Raw genomic sequence first — 15223 nt, 5'->3', positions numbered from 1 at the left:
TTTCATACTCTATTTTAAACAAGGAAAGACGTCATGACAGAACCATCTGCGATCAGCTTGATCCCGCCTGTGGTTGTTTTGATATTAGCAATATTATTAAGAAGACCTATCCTCGCTTTGGTGATAGGTGCTGTTGTGGGTTTATTAATGCTCGATCCTACTGAAGCATTGAATAACTTTTCAGAAATCTCATTAAAAGTGATGGCTGACGAAACCATTGGTTGGCTTATTTTAGTGTGTGGTACTTTTGGCGCTTTGATTGCTCTACTGGTGAGAACTGGTGGCGCTTTTGCTTTTGGTAAAAATGCTTTAAAAATCGCTAAAGGACCTAAGTCATCTTTGATGATGACCTATGTATTGGGTGTCGCGATATTTATCGACGATTACCTGAATGCATTAACCGTTGGTGAAACGATGAAACGTGTCACTGATAAGTTTCGTATTTCCCGTGAAATGCTGGCATACGTTGTTGATTCAACTGCAGCACCTATTTGTGTACTTGTCCCTTTATCTACTTGGGCTGTGTTCTTTGGAGGCTTGCTAGTGGATAACGGTATCGCAGGTACGGGCGAAGCTATTTCGGTTTATATGTCAGCAATACCGTACATGCTATACGCTTGGGTTGCTGTAATTATGGTGCCTTTAGTGGTGATGGGAGTTATTCCTCTATTTGGACCTATGAAAAAAGCTGAGTTAAAAGCGAAGCAGGGGATTGGAATACCCGTTGACGAATCTACTGACATTCAAACCAGTAATGATTACGCTGTGAAAGCGATCGAAGATGAATTTAAGACTGCTGACCATCAAGGTAAGCTGCACAACTTTTTAGTGCCTATCGTCATGTTAGTGGGGTTTACCGTTTACTTTGATATTGATGTATGGCTCGGCTTATTGGCTACAATGGTGGTTACGATTCCTTATTATGCCGTACAAAAGTTAATGCCGTTCGCAGAAATGATGGAGCAAATGATCGATGGTTTTAAAAGTATGCTACCTGCAATCGGCACTGTTATTGCTGCATTTATTTTTAAAGATGTTTGCGATCAACTGCTGCTACCGCAATTTGTGATCGAAAGCTTAAGCCCTTATATGACTGCTTCTCTTTTACCAGCTGTAGTCTTTGTCGCCATGGCGCTACTTGCTTTTGCAACCGGTTCAAGTTGGGGCATATTCGCTGTGTCGATTCCAATTGTGATGCCATTGGCTCAAGCTGTTAATGCTGACATTCCTTTAGTTATCGGTGCGCTGCTCTCTGCGTCATCATTTGGTAGCCAGGCTTGTTTTTACAGTGATTCTACTGTGCTTGCTGCTCAAGGTGCTGGATGTAACTTAGTAAGTCATGCCGTAACACAGTTACCTTATACACTAATCGCAGCAGTAATAACCTTCATAGGATTCATTGTTATTGCGTGATAATGTTGAGTTAACATATTTCATTGATATATAAACAAAACCAGTGCTTGTCACTGGTTTTTTGTTTAGAGGATAACAAGGATGACAGTTCTGCAGAATCCGAGTTCACCATTATTTACTGGCTGTAAATTGGCATTGCTGTTTCATGACCAATTAGTGGTGTATCGCAGAGACAATATCTCATCAATCCCATTTCCAAACCTGTGGGACTTCCCTGGTGGCGGGCGAGAAGGAAATGAAAGTCCTGAGCAATGTGTACTAAGAGAGCTAGATGAAGAATTCTCAATTGCGCTAACTCAAGATAGATTGATATATAAACAAGGTGGAGCTAATCAGACAGCAGATGGTATGTCATATTTCTACGTAGCTGAAGCTAATAAACAAGAAATTGAGTCAATTCAATTTGGCGACGAAGGACAATATTGGCGACTGATGCCAATTGCTGAGTATCTGCAATGTGAAGAAGCGATATTGCCTTTACAGCAACGGTTGAGGGTTTATCTTGGAACTATTAGCGACATTTAAGCTTGATAAGCACAGATTTTGACAAAAGCAATTTGAAGCACAGCCCAAAGAGAATGGAATCCAATATAAATCGTCTTTGTCGAACCAATAAACATAAGCAGGAAGCACAATGTATATACCCAAAAAGTTGGCGATTGAATCAGTTGAATAGATGCACGACTTTATCGATGAATTTAGTTTTGCCGTGTTAACAACCACAGATTTAACAGCATCTCATTTGCCATTACTGTTAAAACGTGAAGAAGGCGAGTTTGGCACCTTATATGGTCACCTTGCCAAAGCCAATAACCATTGGAAGTCAATGGATATGCAAACGTTACTGGTGGTGTTTTCAGGCCCACATGGTTATATATCACCTACATGGTATGACTCTTATCCTGCGGTGCCGACTTGGAACTATTCAGCTGTTCATATTAAAGGTGAAGTGACCTTGACTGATGAAGAGACTACTTTGCAAATATTGACTGATACTGTCAAAACTTACGAATCAAACTTATTAACACCGTTAGATGCTTCAGATGCAGAGCAACAAGGTTTTATCCCGGAAGATTACAAAGATAAGTTATCGAAAGCGATTATTGGCTTTAAAATCACCATCACTGAAATAGAGGGAAAGCTCAAACTTGGGCAACACAGATCTGATGCCGATCAACAAGGTGTTATTACAGGATTATCACTTTCTCAACGATTTGATGATAAAGCCTTGTTAGCTTATACCAAACGACATAGATAAAATAACTGACACATTTTGGAATACAATGGTAATGAAATGATGAAAAGTGCTAATAACCTTCAAACTGACAATGTTAATGCCATAGATGGCTACAATATTACCACTGACAAAACGTGTATTGATATCAAGGTTGTTCATCATTTTATTGCATCTTCCTATTGGGCAAAAAACATTCCGCTTAACGTGTTGCAAAAAGCAATCAAAAACTCGTTATGTTTTAGTGTGCTAGCACAAGATAATCAACAGGTAGGATTTGCCAGACTCATTTCAGATAAGGCGACATTTGCTTACTTGGCGGACGTATTTGTTGTGGATGAGCATAGAGGTAAAGGATTAAGTAAATGGTTAATTGAGACTATTGTCTGTCATCCTGAAACTACCGGCTTGAGAAGAATGATGCTAGCAACCAGTGATGCACATGGTTTGTATGCTCAATTTGGTTTTTTACCTATTGATAATCCAGAAATTCTAATGCAGATTTGGCAGCCTAATATTTATTCCATGACCAAAGGCTAATTCTTATAACTGCTAGAGCTACCAACACATCTCTATCTCCCATCTGCTAATAGTTAACTCTCAATAATCAACAGCCAATAATCAACAGCCATAATCAAATTAGTTTAATGTCAGTTATCAATAAAGCTGGTTATTTTTTCTGCATCTAAACTAATGATATTTAAAAGCATCAATTGATCCGTTAAAGTAAGCTAACTAGTTATTAAACATGTTAAATAATTTATCAGGTTACGATATGTCAGCTTCTCAAGTGGTAGATAAAACTCAGGATTTAGATTTCGTAAAAGCAGCAACACTAAACACGATAGCGAAAACGGATATTCAACAAAGTGATCTTCATGGTTTTGGTTTGTTTGCCACTGGCACAATGAACAGCGAGCAAATTCTTTATCTATTTGATGGTCAAGTTGTATCGATTGAGGATTATGAAAAAATCGAAAACTTGATGGCTCAACAAATTGAACCTTATAAAAATTATATTTTTATGGAATGTAATTACCTTAACAATAAAACGCTTTTGGTAAGAAATTTTAGAACCAAATACAGTTATATTAACCATTCTAGAACGCCGAATACTGAGATTAGATATCACCCTATGAGGTTAGTGACACTTAGTGATATTGCTATCGGTGATGAGTTAACGATTGATTATCGAAAAGAACAATTATCGGATGATTACCTAACGAATCCTGAGAAACAATTTTTATAATCTTACAGTCAATCACTACAATAATAAGAACAAGATATGCCTAAATTACGTGTTATGTGCGTTCAGCCTATTGAGGTTGATGCAGAGCAGTATGAACAGCTCATCAGTAAAAAGAGTCGTATAGGCCGATTAATTGGTACTTTTGATAAAAACGACTTCAAAATTGAGTGGTTACAACAATTCAATAAATTACACCGAGATTTATCAAACTATAAAAGTATCTACGGTGCTCAAGACACTAAAATTTCCAATGAATTACTTAAAAATGATTTAACACAACAAAGATTTTTAGTGAATGGTCAACATGACATAAGTGAATATGTTGATTTAGAAAATACCACATATGAATTGGTTTTCGACCAGCGTTTTTTTAATTTTGTACTAGTTGTAGAACTGCATTTAGCTATACCAGATGAAAAAATTGAGGAAATTTTAGCGACTGATTTAGTTGAAGGCGGTGTAGATTTTTACAACACATTAAGAAACCTTTTAGTCAAAGAGCATGATGACTCGCAGTTAAGCGAGTGGGGCAATGCCGTGCGTTTAGCAGTGTGTAAAAAAATTCAAAGCATCAGCCATATTTCTTTACGTGGAAACGCACGTCCGCTTGCTTATATTGGTAATAACTCTGGAAATCTCACTTTTTTTGTGGATGAAAGCCCACAGAAAAAAGCGGTTAAACAGCAGTTCTTAAAATGCAATGCAATAGCTGAAAGAGTAAAGGGTAATAACACCACCATTATTGATAATGACTGTGTTCATTATGCTTTCTTTAGTCGATTTCACACAATCATCACTAAAGATATTGGTCGATATTATCGTTTTGCGCCTATTCAACATCATATTCAATCGACTTGGTACTATGTCAGTTTTTATAGCCGTGTTTTAGATAAGTTAAATAGTCATATTCTGGCTAATGATTCTAAGAAAACACTCAATTCAAAACGCAATGTTATTGATGAATATATTAATAAAATTGAATTGTTACGGATGAATAATGAAAACTTTAAGCTGGCTATCGAGTCTGACAATGAAGATGTTTATCAAAAAATAGAAAGTAAGTGGAATGTTGAAAGCAGCCTTGAGCATGCTAAAACTTACGTTAGTTTTTTTAAAGATTACCTTGAGCGAGCTTATGCAAGAAAAGCTGAGCAAGCTAATCGTCGTCAAAATCAGATTTTATTTATTATCTCTTGTATTCAGATACTTGGTTTAATCAGTATTTGGAGTGACTATTTAGGCCTGAATAAAATAGAACGATTTATCAATTCAACGGGCATCCATACAGGCTCAAGCGTGGATACCGTACTGCAAATTAACACTTGGTTACCGATTGGTCTGATTGGTGTGCTGGCGTTGTTGATGATGCTAGCTTACGTTAAAAAGGACTAATATTTAAAGGGAGCCAATGCTCCCTTTTTTAATTGACGATATGTAGGACAACTATTGTCATGCTATTGAGCTGATCTGTTCTGCTGTTTGATAAACCTAATCAAAGGTATCCAGACAAGACCACAAAGCAATCCACTGATAACCCCAATAAAGTGGGATTCTGTGGCTACTCTGGCATTGATGATGGCACTAACACTTTCACTAGCGCCAAAATACATCTCGTAACCAACTTTAACAAACACTCCGAGCAAAAGAAGGTAACCAGAAAAGTAGCCTTTTCGTATATCCAAAAGCGAGCCAAAGGTGAAAAGGCCATGCAATAATCCGCTAAGGCCGACATAACCTTTTAGTTCTGGGAAAAACCAATAAAGCCCGAGTCCTTCCAAAATACATAAACTGATGAATAAGGCAATGAATTGGCTGGCTTGGGATTTGTAATGCGTTTCATGAAGAAATAAAATTACCCAAAAGCCAGCTAAATTCATTAATAAATGCCACAAATTAGTATGAAGCAGGTTACCTGTAATAATCCGCCAGTACTCACCAGCCTGAATATTGTCATAGCGATAACTTAAAATATTGTCGATATTATTAGCACCTAGTGGTGTCAACGACATGAAAAACATTACACAGGAAGCAATGCTAATCAAAATTGCAAAGTAATATGTACTTGCACTGCTTCGGCTACTTCGTGCCATAAATAAAATCCGTTTAATTTGTTATCAAGAATCTTGCAAGTTAATGGGCGTATTTACATTTTTGATTCTAGTGCATTCATTATTGTTTGCTGATTATCAAGATAATCATCTAAACCTCGTTGCCTGAGATGGCAGGCTGGGCAGTCACCACAACCACTTCCTTTAATTCCGTTATAACAAGTTAATGTCTCTTCAGTGACTAATTTAAGAGATTGGTATTTATCAGCCAAAGCCCATGTTTCAGCTTTGTTTAGCCACATTAATGGCGTCACAATTTTAAGTGGTTTATCCATACCTAAAACTAGTGATTGCTCTATAGATTTAATGAACTCATTTCGACAGTCTGGGTAACCAGAAAAGTCTGTTTCACAAACGCCGGTGATAATAGCATCGCAACCTAATTGGTAAGCGTAGATGCCCGCGAGAGTTAAAAACAAAATGTTTCGGCCTGGTACGAAAGTACTTGGTAACCCATTGTCCATCAGTTCATGGGATACTGGTATTGCGTCTCTGGTAAGGGATGAAATAGCCAGTTCATTAAGTAAGCTGACATCCATGACTTTATGACTCGCAATATTTAATTGTTTTGCTAATGATTGTGCAATTTCAATTTCTTGACGATGGCGCTGGCCGTAATCGAAGGTAATAGCATGGACTTCATCATACTGAGTAAGTGCTTGAATTAAACAAGTTGTGGAGTCTTGGCCACCACTAAATACAACAATTGCTTTGGACATTAATTTCACCGTAAAAATCATAACTGTTGGCTGCTGAGGGATGTATTCACTCAGAGTTGTTAAATTAAACAGTTATGAGTCAAATAATTATCAATATTAGTATATTTTATCTTATTGCAGGTCTTGATAGCAAAAACTTGCAGCAGAATTGAAAATCATCTATAAATGCGCCCTTGAAGCGAGCTAGGTTAGAGGCGCTTTCAATTTAAATCTATTAATTTAACAAGTATGCTTTTGATAAAGTGCTATTTTGACAATAAGGCTAGGCAATGAATTATCCTGTAAACGAAGTATTCGAAACAATTCAAGGTGAAGGAACGTTTACTGGTGTCCCGGCTATTTTTGTTCGTCTTCAAGGCTGCCCAGTGGGGTGTTCTTGGTGTGATACTAAGCAAACTTGGGAAGTACTAGCAGAAAACCATGTTGTTCAAGAACAAGTTATTCAAGTGGATGGCACTATTGGTCGTTGGGCTGAACATGACGGCTTAAGCTTAATTGCTGCTTTTAAAGCAAAAGGATTCACTGCAAAACATATTGTGTTAACTGGTGGCGAGCCTTGTTTATATGATCTTACAGCAATGACTAACGACTTTATCGCTGCCGGATATGACATTCAGATTGAAACAAGTGGAACGTTTGAAGTGATTTGCCACGAAGATGTTTGGGTGACAGTTTCACCTAAAGTTAATATGAAGGGGGGCTATGCCGTTCTTGAACAAGCCTTGGTGCGTGCAAATGAAATTAAGCACCCGATTGCAACTCAAAAACATATTGATGAGCTTGATATGCTTCTTGAACCAATTGATATCAATGATAAGACTATTTGCTTGCAACCTATCAGCCAAAAAGCAAGGGCGACTGAACTTGCGATGAAGACCTGCATCGCAAGAAATTGGCGTTTATCAATTCAAACACATAAATATCTCGATATAGACTAAAGCATTTGTTTTAATAGCTTATAAATTACTGACAATAAAAAACCGCTGTAATAGCGGTTTTTTTACTTATTAGAAAGTTACCAAGCTATTTCAAACAACCTGAATCATTGAATTTTTTCAGTAAATCATCATATTGTTTTGTAGAACCAATATTCTCTTCAATCCAGCTATCATTATAATAAGTATCTAAATAGCGTTCACCTGAATCACATAACAAAGTCACTAAAGAACCTTGCTGACCTTGTTGTTTCATTTTGCAAGCAAGTTGCAATACACCGAATAAGTTTGTGCCAGTAGATGGCCCCACTTTACGGCCAATTAAAGAAGCAAGCCAATTCATTGTTGCTAATGACGCAGCATCTGGAATTTTTATCATGTCATCAACCACACCTGCTATAAATGAAGGCTCGACTCTTGGTCTGCCAATGCCTTCAATTTTACTGCCATTCTCACAAGTAATTGATAAGTCTCCTTGATGGAAATAATCAAAAAACACTGAATTATCAGGGTCAACAACGCATAATTGAGTGGGGAGTTGCTGGTAATTAAGATAACGACCTATAGTCGCAGAGGTGCCACCGGTACCAGGGCTCATCACAATCCAAGCTGGAATCGGATGTGGCTCCTTTTTCATTTGATTAAAAATGGAATCAGCAATGTTGTTGTTACCACGCCAATCGGTTGCGCGTTCAGCAAAGGTAAACTGATCCATATAGTGACCGTTCAATTGGTCCGCTAAACGTTGGGATTCAGCATATATTTTAGAGCTGTGGTCTACAAAATGGCATTGTCCGCCATAAAACTCAATTTGTTCAATTTTGGTTTTAGCAGTAGAAGAGGGCATAACTGCAATAAATGGCAGTCCTAATAAACGAGAAAAATACGCTTCTGAAACGGCAGTGCTTCCTGATGAAGCTTCTATAATGGTTGTTTCTTCGTTTACCCAGCCATTAGATAAGGCATATAGAAACAATGAGCGTGCTAAACGATGTTTAAGGCTACCTGTAGGGTGCGTACTTTCATCTTTTAGATAAATATCTATGCCTGCAAGCTGAGGAAGGTCTAATTTAATTAAATGTGTGTCAGCGCTTCGCTGGAAGTCAGCTTCGATTTTGGCGATTGCTTGATTAACCCATTGCTTGGACATAATGAAACCTTAACTAGAAAAGAGGTCATCATCATAGTCTTATTTATAAGCTGCTTAAAGAGGCATAAATCTCTATTAATGTAAAAAATCATTAATTTACAAGTAGGTAACAATTAATTGTTTGCTTAAAACCGAACAGTGAAAATTGTATGTAAAGATAATTTATTGTTTGATAAACAGATTTAGAAAATTTGGATAGATAAAATAAGCAATACTTAATAGGGGGAAGATTAAATCTAAAGATTGAAGGATATAGCGGAGTTAATCATTAATGACTTCTTGTATTGAAGAATTCATTAATAAAAATAAGAAGTGGTGGAGGGAGAAGGATTCGAACCTTCGAAGGCTGAGCCGTCAGATTTACAGTCTGATCCCTTTGGCCACTCGGGAACCCCTCCACATTTTCTTACTTTTTACTGCTTATATTGTTGGCCACAACAATATATTTTTTAATGATAAACATTCCGATAAATGGTGGAGGGAGAAGGATTCGAACCTTCGAAGGCTGAGCCGTCAGATTTACAGTCTGATCCCTTTGGCCACTCGGGAACCCCTCCACGAAACGGTATATTTATCAATGGTGCAAATGGTGGAGGGAGAAGGATTCGAACCTTCGAAGGCTGAGCCGTCAGATTTACAGTCTGATCCCTTTGGCCACTCGGGAACCCCTCCTCAATTGCGGCGAGAATAATAGTCACGAATTAAATATAAGTAAAGCCAAAATCGAAAATAACTCTCAAGTATTTGCTCAAGTGGTCGATAAAATAACAATCGCAGTATTTAATGATGTTTTTATATGCAAATTGAGTTTCCTTTAGTCAATGAACTACAACTTGGCAATCGCTTAAATGATGCGATTGAGCATGATCGTCGTGGTGAATTTGGCCTTCTTTTATCTATGCTTTCTATTGATGCACGTGATATGTCTCAATTTCAATTAGATAAAGAACTCAATATAGATGAAAAACTGCACAAAACATTTGAGTTACCTAAAGAGCAGCAATTGGTTTGTGACTTATCACAACAAGAAGCAATTAATAATGCAGAAGAGTTTCAGCGAGGTGGCGCATCGCAATTTCATTTAACTCAAGCACTACGACCTGAAGCGTTAGTCACCCGTGGTCAGTATCAAGATGACATGCAAAGAGTATTGGCCAACTGTGATGAGTTAACCAAACTTAAACATAAGCAGTCTGTACCTGAAATCACTGAGATAAATCAAATCCACTTTTTAGATCAATTAACCACTCAGCGTAAGATAAGTGAAACCTTAGCAAGTCAACTTCATGCAGTTGCTTGATATTTTAAAATATAAAAAACATGGCTGTCACAATTGTTGAATATCATGCTCTACTAATTGTGTGAACTAGCTAATTAATTATTTTCAGTTTTTACGTTATGCTGACGCTTTATAGCAGTGAAAGGCGATTAAGATGATTAAAACAATTACTAAGCAAGAAGTTCAAGTTAGTGATAGTTGCAACGACTGCGGTTCATTCGTGGATATTGGCACTGTGATTGATGAGCAAGATACGCATTTAATCCTTCAAGTAGAAGGTGAAAACGCAGATGTTGATACACAAAATATTATTCAAAAAGCACAACAACGCTTCGAGTCAGTGAAAACAAGCTTTGATAAATCTGACAAGCATTATACGATTTTTCTTGAATTCGAATTTACAGCTGAGAAAATGATATTCCAGTTAGAAAATAGTCTTTAGACAGTAAAGCCGTTGATTATTATGTGTATTTGATGGTTACATCTTGCATTTTTTCGTTGTAAGTGTAACCTGCGTTACAGAAGTTTTTTTGAAATGAGCTATTTTGCTTGTTTCTATTGCAGTATTTTACTGTCATTTTAAATGGGTAAAATTTATTTACCCTGATTTTGAGCGATAGAACCTCCAAAGAACGAGGTCAACCCGATTGCTGAGCAGTCTTGTTGGGAATAATAATGAAACAAAGTAAGCAACAACATTTATTAGAGTTGATAGTTAACTCCGTGGCTAAAGAGAAAGGGGATTTTACCCAAACCTCTGAATTAGCATGTAAATTGTTACTAAAATATTTTAATGCTACTAGTGTATCTGTTATTTCATTACGCAATGAAGCGTTAGAGCAAAAGGTTGTTGCTTGTCTGTCTCCCAATACTGAGGTTAGTGATGCTATTAAGCAACTAAGACATAATCACTTAACATCAGAAAGTTATTTAGAAGAAATTCGTTGTTACCGACATATCGCTAGTAGTATCTCTGCTACTGACAAACGACTCAGCTGTTTCTCAGATTATTATCAACAATCAGGTATTCAATCTAATCTCGATGTTGCCATTCGAATTAATGGTCATATCGAGGGTTTGTTATGTATTGAATTTGACAGTCATGTTGAATTATCTATTCCAACAATTGAATTTGCTTGCCAATTTGCTGATCAGCTTGCACTGACATTGGCTACTCGTTATGCCTATGATAATGATGAACGTTTAACTTTATTTCATAGTGCTACTGAACAAGCACAGCATGTATTGATGTTAGTGAACCTTAAAACACAGATCATTGAGTACATTAATCCTGCACACGAAAAAATGACTGGTTTAAGTCGTCACGTTGTGCAAGATAATGAACTGATTACTTTAGATTTTTTTAGAGGTAAACGAGAGTTAGCTAATGAGTTAACTGAAAAACTTATAGCTGGTGATATGGTTCAAGGCGAAGCTGAATTAGAAAGAATTGATGGCACTAAATATTGGGCTCAATATCAAGCAAGCCGGTTTGTTACGCAACAAGGGAATTATTATGCCTTGGTGTCTTGTATTGATGTAACAGAACAACGATACCATAAAAATGAGTTAGAAAATTTAGCATGGAACTGCTCATTAACTGGATTACATAATCGACTTCATTTTACCCAGCAACTCGAACGTGCGACCTCAGGTGTTTTGTTTCTTATCGATTTAATGGGCTTTAAGCGCTTTAATGATACCAGCGGTCACGAACAAGGCGATGCACTACTCACTGAAGTCGCTAGACGCTTAAAACATTTTGCGAAAAGCAATGCTGCTATTGATGTGGCACGTGTTGGTAGTGATGAATTTGCAGTATTACTGCCAGAAATAGTTTCGAGTGATATTCTTGAAGAGCAAGTATTTAAATTATATCAAAAACTGGCAGTACCATCAGTCATTGGCCGTGAGAAAGTGGATCCTAAAGCTGCTATTGCTGTTGTAGATGTTGGCGCTGTTGCCCAACAGTTTTCGCCTTTATCTTGTGCCGATATTGCTCTGCAGTATGCTAAAAAGAAGGCTATGTTGAATTATCAAATCTTTAATGATGATTTGTTAGCTACATTCAAAAATAATGCAGATATTGAACGTGATTTAATGTCTGCAATTCGTGGCAGACAGTTTGAACTTTACTATCAGCCATTAATGGATTTAAAAAACCATAAGTTTATTGGTGCAGAAGCGCTTATTCGTTGGCACCACCCTAAAAAAGGCGTGCTATACCCAGGTGCTTTTATAGAAATAGCAGAACAATCTGGGATGATAAACGCTATTGGCGATTGGGTGCTTGAGGCTGCTTGTAAACAACTTAATTTATGGCAACACAAAAACGTTGATATCGTTATGCATGTTAATGTTGCTGCAAGACAGTTTTTCAGTGGTAATTTGTTTGAACAAGTTTGGAATTTAGTCACTCGCTATCGTTTAAAGCCGCAAAGTTTAATACTGGAGATTACTGAAACTGAATTAATGGGCGATATCCGCCATGCGACACGTTTATGCCAAGAGTTGGCCGATTTAGGTGTCGGACTGGCTATTGACGATTTCGGTACAGGCTACAGTTCTATGCGTTATTTAAAGCAATTTCCAATCAGTAAATTAAAAATCGATCGCTCGTTTATTTCTGATTTAACGACAAGTCATGAAAGTCGTGAAATTGTCAGTGCTATCATCGCCATGGCAAAAGCACTGAACATTTCATTAACTGCAGAAGGAGTTGAAACTAAAGAGCAGGAAGTGTTCTTAGAAGATAGTTGCTGTCACCATGCTCAAGGTTATTTGTATAGTCCAGCTATTCGAGAAAATGAGTTTTCAAAGTTCATTTTTGACCAAAATGAAGTGGTCCATTAATTCATTAATCTACCAAGTCACTAGGCCATCTTTTTCATGCAACAGGCTTTAAATTTTTTGCCACTGTGACAAATACATTTATCGTTTCGTTTAGGTAATTGTGCAACCTTTTGTGTTCCATTTGTGTAGTACCATTTACCATCTAAATATTGAAATTGCGAACATTCATATATTGCATCAATCTCGCCGCCATTTAGATACCAAGCTTTAAACGTGACAGTTCCCGTTTGAGCGTTATAGTTCTCTGTAGTTTGTTCAACGTCTAAACCTAACCATTGAGTATCATCAGCGCCTTGTGCAAGCAAGTTGATGGTTAGCCCATTTAAAAATTGAGGATGATGGGTTTCAATTAAATACTCAAACTGATGCAGTGCAAAGGCACAATAACGCGAGCGCATCAGTGACTCTACGTTGTCTGCTGATTGAATTTTTAGGTGATAAGGTTGGCAGCAATATTGATATTGCTTCGCTAAGCCACAAGGGCATGGACTTTGAACTTCTATTTTCATTTTTCGATTTATGTTTTATAGATTTAATTTTGTGATTAATGATTATGGCTATCTGTTTCATTATGAACATCAATTTCCACTTCAACACTATTTACTGATTCGTTTAATTGATTAAGCTTTGGATTAAATTGACGACCGTAATATAGATTGGATACTGGTTTTGCTGTGAAATAAAAGTCTGGATTAGCCTTGGTATTTGAGTCAACAATAAACTGCCATTGTTGTTTGCCCACTTTGCGTGATACTAAAACGAACTTTCCTGAAAATACGCTAGTAGGTTCACCTGTTTCTTTACGAGGGTGAAAGCGAACTAGGTAATAACCAACATCAGTAGCGGTTTTCTCAGTGAGTTTACGATTGATGATTCTAAAATCAACATCAATATGAGCCGACTTTTTAGCGATTTTCTTAAAAAAAACGCTATATAGCGCTAGAATATCGTCTTTACCTGTCACTATCTCTTTATCTAGTGTTTCTGATATATAAACAGCATCATCAGCGTAAATGGTGTCAATACTATCAAGATCTAAATTTTCGAAACCACTAGAGAAGACTTTATAGTTAGCATTGATTACATCATTATCCGATAATTGATCGGCAGATACGAAAAAGCTCATAAAAGAGAAGAAGCTGATAAAAAATAGTTTGATATGGCTCATGCAAATAGAATGCTCTTAAATATAATGCGTGTTAAATGAATGCAGGTGCACTTCATAATATGGATAACACTATAAATTATTCCATCAAGTATCAAAAGCAACGAATCTTTACAAAGTGTGTAGGAGTGGTTTATGCAGGAACAAGATGATGATTTATTTTTAGCAGAAATGGCCGATGTAAAGCCATTAAAGGCAAGCGACAATCATTTTAATATTCAAAACCAGTCTGTTACAGAGGGACAATTAGCAAGAAGAGCGGCTGCAGCGCAGAACGAGTACTTACAAAAGTTAACAATTGATCCAACCATGATGACTGTAGTAGAACCAGAAGAAATCATTAGTTATAAAATAAATGGCGTTCAAGAGGAAGTGTTTCGTCATTTACGTCTTGGGAAATATAAATCAAAAACAACCTTAGATTTACGCGCCTATAGATTATCAAAGGCGCGTGAAGAACTGATAAATGCCATTCTATTGGCTTATGAAAGAGGTGAGCGCAATTTACTCATTATTCATGGTAAAGGGTTTAAAAGTCGGCCATTTCCAGCCCTAATGAAATCTGCAGTGAATACTTGGTTAGTTCAATTAGAGCAAGTGCAGGCATTTCATAGTGCGACCCGTGAACAAGGTGGAACAGGCGCTTTGTTTGTTATGTTAGTTAAAAATGATCAACAAAGAGTTATTTCAAGCGAAACCAACCGTAAAGGTAGTGGCTTTCGATAATCTTATAAATGAAAAATCTAGTGTGTTTCACAAATAACAATGCCTCAAATCAAGGAGAGCTGATATAAATTGAGATAGTGAAAAAGGCCAGATTTGCGGGTATTTTACTAAATCAATAGATATGCAAGAACAAGAATTAATACGACAAATATTGCGACAGTAGGTAAGTTATTATCCCTTGGACTTATTTCGTTATTAAGCCGTTTTGAACGTTCATTTCGATGTTTTATATAACTACTTTTTTTCATATGATGCCTTGATTTTCATCCAAGAAAACCGAACTAATAGATGATGTTACAAAAATCTAATATCAATTATCACAGTTCATCATTTTTACAAATGTTGTAATTCCAGCGAGTGATTGGAATTTATTTTTTGTTGATGTGTGCAGT

Annotated in this window: 16 protein-coding genes and 3 tRNA genes; 11 read left to right on the top strand and 8 right to left on the bottom strand. The window is 36.8% G+C overall.

All coding sequences use genetic code 11. From position 1 onward, the window contains the following. Window positions 1-33: 33 nt before the first annotated feature. The 6 genes from K5Q58_RS14410 (at window position 34) to K5Q58_RS14385 (ending at window position 5288) form a co-directional block, all read left to right on the top strand. Window positions 34-1413, top strand: coding sequence for a Na+/H+ antiporter NhaC family protein (locus tag K5Q58_RS14410; protein WP_220754617.1), 1380 nt, complete (start codon window positions 34-36; stop codon window positions 1411-1413). Window positions 1414-1494: 81 nt separating this feature from the next. Next, entirely contained in the window at window positions 1495-1938 is a 444-nt protein-coding gene (locus K5Q58_RS14405) for an NUDIX hydrolase (protein ID WP_220754616.1), read from the top strand. A 151-nt stretch (window positions 1939-2089) separates the two neighbouring features. Then, on the top strand, window positions 2090-2671 hold the full coding sequence (locus K5Q58_RS14400) for an FMN-binding negative transcriptional regulator (protein WP_220754615.1): 582 nt from the start codon (window positions 2090-2092) through the stop codon (window positions 2669-2671). A gap of 36 nt (window positions 2672-2707) precedes the next feature. Beyond that, entirely contained in the window at window positions 2708-3187 is a 480-nt protein-coding gene (locus K5Q58_RS14395) for a GNAT family N-acetyltransferase (protein WP_259651349.1), read from the top strand. 235 nt (window positions 3188-3422) lie between these two features. After that, window positions 3423-3896, top strand: a complete 474-nt coding sequence (locus K5Q58_RS14390; protein WP_220754614.1) for an SET domain-containing protein-lysine N-methyltransferase — start codon at window positions 3423-3425, stop codon at window positions 3894-3896. 36 nt (window positions 3897-3932) lie between these two features. Continuing rightward, window positions 3933-5288: a hypothetical protein gene (locus tag K5Q58_RS14385; RefSeq protein ID WP_220754613.1), complete on the top strand. Its 1356-nt coding sequence runs from the start codon at window positions 3933-3935 to the stop codon at window positions 5286-5288. Window positions 5289-5350: 62 nt separating this feature from the next. On the opposite strand, the gene rrtA is transcribed toward K5Q58_RS14385, so the two are convergent. After that, window positions 5351-5986 (bottom strand): rhombosortase, encoded by a 636-nt coding sequence (rrtA, locus tag K5Q58_RS14380; protein WP_220754612.1) that lies wholly within the window; start codon window positions 5984-5986, stop codon window positions 5351-5353. 53 nt (window positions 5987-6039) lie between these two features. Further along, the gene (gene queC, locus K5Q58_RS14375) at window positions 6040-6744 is read right to left on the bottom strand and encodes a 7-cyano-7-deazaguanine synthase QueC (protein WP_374758509.1); all 705 of its coding nucleotides are present in this window, start codon (window positions 6742-6744) and stop codon (window positions 6040-6042) included. Between the two features lie 248 nt (window positions 6745-6992). Between queC and queE the strand changes: the two genes are divergently transcribed. Further along, window positions 6993-7661, top strand: coding sequence for a 7-carboxy-7-deazaguanine synthase QueE (gene queE / locus K5Q58_RS14370; RefSeq protein WP_220754610.1), 669 nt, complete (start codon window positions 6993-6995; stop codon window positions 7659-7661). Between the two features lie 85 nt (window positions 7662-7746). Here the strand turns inward: queE and K5Q58_RS14365 are convergent, their stop codons facing one another. The 4 genes from K5Q58_RS14365 to K5Q58_RS14350 all read right to left on the bottom strand — a co-directional run bounded on the left by K5Q58_RS14365 (window position 7747) and on the right by K5Q58_RS14350 (window position 9480). Then, window positions 7747-8808 carry a PLP-dependent cysteine synthase family protein gene (locus tag K5Q58_RS14365; RefSeq protein ID WP_308443243.1) on the bottom strand — a complete coding sequence of 354 codons (1062 nt, stop codon included), beginning with the start codon at window positions 8806-8808 and terminating at the stop codon, window positions 7747-7749. A gap of 313 nt (window positions 8809-9121) precedes the next feature. Beyond that, a tRNA-Tyr gene (locus tag K5Q58_RS14360) sits at window positions 9122-9206 on the bottom strand. Between the two features lie 74 nt (window positions 9207-9280). Further along, window positions 9281-9365: transfer RNA gene (locus K5Q58_RS14355), tRNA-Tyr, on the bottom strand. 30 nt (window positions 9366-9395) lie between these two features. After that, window positions 9396-9480: transfer RNA gene (locus K5Q58_RS14350), tRNA-Tyr, on the bottom strand. A gap of 124 nt (window positions 9481-9604) precedes the next feature. On the opposite strand from K5Q58_RS14350, the gene K5Q58_RS14345 reads away from it, so the two are divergent. From K5Q58_RS14345 to K5Q58_RS14335, 3 genes are all read left to right on the top strand, one after another. Continuing rightward, window positions 9605-10108, top strand: a complete 504-nt coding sequence (locus tag K5Q58_RS14345) for a VC2046/SO_2500 family protein (RefSeq protein WP_220754609.1) — start codon at window positions 9605-9607, stop codon at window positions 10106-10108. Between the two features lie 133 nt (window positions 10109-10241). Next, the gene (locus K5Q58_RS14340; RefSeq protein ID WP_220754608.1) at window positions 10242-10529 is read left to right on the top strand and encodes a DUF406 family protein; all 288 of its coding nucleotides are present in this window, start codon (window positions 10242-10244) and stop codon (window positions 10527-10529) included. 233 nt (window positions 10530-10762) lie between these two features. Continuing rightward, window positions 10763-12940: a bifunctional diguanylate cyclase/phosphodiesterase gene (locus K5Q58_RS14335; protein ID WP_220754607.1), complete on the top strand. Its 2178-nt coding sequence runs from the start codon at window positions 10763-10765 to the stop codon at window positions 12938-12940. A 20-nt stretch (window positions 12941-12960) separates the two neighbouring features. Here K5Q58_RS14335 and K5Q58_RS14330 read toward each other — a convergent pair whose 3' ends face one another. Both K5Q58_RS14330 and K5Q58_RS14325 read right to left on the bottom strand, forming a co-directional pair. Beyond that, window positions 12961-13449, bottom strand: a complete 489-nt coding sequence (locus K5Q58_RS14330; RefSeq protein ID WP_220754606.1) for a YchJ family protein — start codon at window positions 13447-13449, stop codon at window positions 12961-12963. A gap of 35 nt (window positions 13450-13484) precedes the next feature. Further along, complete coding sequence (locus K5Q58_RS14325; protein WP_220754605.1) at window positions 13485-14108, bottom strand: nuclear transport factor 2 family protein; 624 nt, start codon at window positions 14106-14108, stop codon at window positions 13485-13487. A 132-nt stretch (window positions 14109-14240) separates the two neighbouring features. Here K5Q58_RS14325 and smrA point away from each other — a divergent pair, with 132 nt between their 5' ends. Next, entirely contained in the window at window positions 14241-14831 is a 591-nt protein-coding gene (smrA, locus tag K5Q58_RS14320) for a DNA endonuclease SmrA (RefSeq protein ID WP_220754604.1), read from the top strand. The last annotated feature ends 392 nt before the right edge of the window (window positions 14832-15223 follow it).

This window comes from Shewanella sp. KT0246, from assembly GCF_019654955.1.
Lineage (GTDB): Bacteria > Pseudomonadota > Gammaproteobacteria > Enterobacterales > Shewanellaceae > Shewanella > Shewanella goraebulensis.
The sequence above is the reverse complement of the archived record's forward strand: the minus strand, read 5'-3'. Positions and strand labels throughout refer to the sequence as shown.

Coding starts and splice junctions, on each gene's coding strand:
- K5Q58_RS14410 (WP_220754617.1), top strand. CDS start 34: ATGACAGAACCATCTGCGATCAGCTTGATCCCGCCTGTGGTTGTTTTG.
- K5Q58_RS14405 (WP_220754616.1), top strand. CDS start 1,495: ATGACAGTTCTGCAGAATCCGAGTTCACCATTATTTACTGGCTGTAAA.
- K5Q58_RS14400 (WP_220754615.1), top strand. CDS start 2,090: ATGCACGACTTTATCGATGAATTTAGTTTTGCCGTGTTAACAACCACA.
- K5Q58_RS14395 (WP_259651349.1), top strand. CDS start 2,708: ATGATGAAAAGTGCTAATAACCTTCAAACTGACAATGTTAATGCCATA.
- K5Q58_RS14390 (WP_220754614.1), top strand. CDS start 3,423: ATGTCAGCTTCTCAAGTGGTAGATAAAACTCAGGATTTAGATTTCGTA.
- K5Q58_RS14385 (WP_220754613.1), top strand. CDS start 3,933: ATGCCTAAATTACGTGTTATGTGCGTTCAGCCTATTGAGGTTGATGCA.
- rrtA (WP_220754612.1), bottom strand. CDS start 5,986: ATGGCACGAAGTAGCCGAAGCAGTGCAAGTACATATTACTTTGCAATT.
- queC (WP_374758509.1), bottom strand. CDS start 6,744: ATGATTTTTACGGTGAAATTAATGTCCAAAGCAATTGTTGTATTTAGT.
- queE (WP_220754610.1), top strand. CDS start 6,993: ATGAATTATCCTGTAAACGAAGTATTCGAAACAATTCAAGGTGAAGGA.
- K5Q58_RS14365 (WP_308443243.1), bottom strand. CDS start 8,808: ATGTCCAAGCAATGGGTTAATCAAGCAATCGCCAAAATCGAAGCTGAC.
- K5Q58_RS14345 (WP_220754609.1), top strand. CDS start 9,605: ATGCAAATTGAGTTTCCTTTAGTCAATGAACTACAACTTGGCAATCGC.
- K5Q58_RS14340 (WP_220754608.1), top strand. CDS start 10,242: ATGATTAAAACAATTACTAAGCAAGAAGTTCAAGTTAGTGATAGTTGC.
- K5Q58_RS14335 (WP_220754607.1), top strand. CDS start 10,763: ATGAAACAAAGTAAGCAACAACATTTATTAGAGTTGATAGTTAACTCC.
- K5Q58_RS14330 (WP_220754606.1), bottom strand. CDS start 13,449: ATGAAAATAGAAGTTCAAAGTCCATGCCCTTGTGGCTTAGCGAAGCAA.
- K5Q58_RS14325 (WP_220754605.1), bottom strand. CDS start 14,108: ATGAGCCATATCAAACTATTTTTTATCAGCTTCTTCTCTTTTATGAGC.
- smrA (WP_220754604.1), top strand. CDS start 14,241: ATGCAGGAACAAGATGATGATTTATTTTTAGCAGAAATGGCCGATGTA.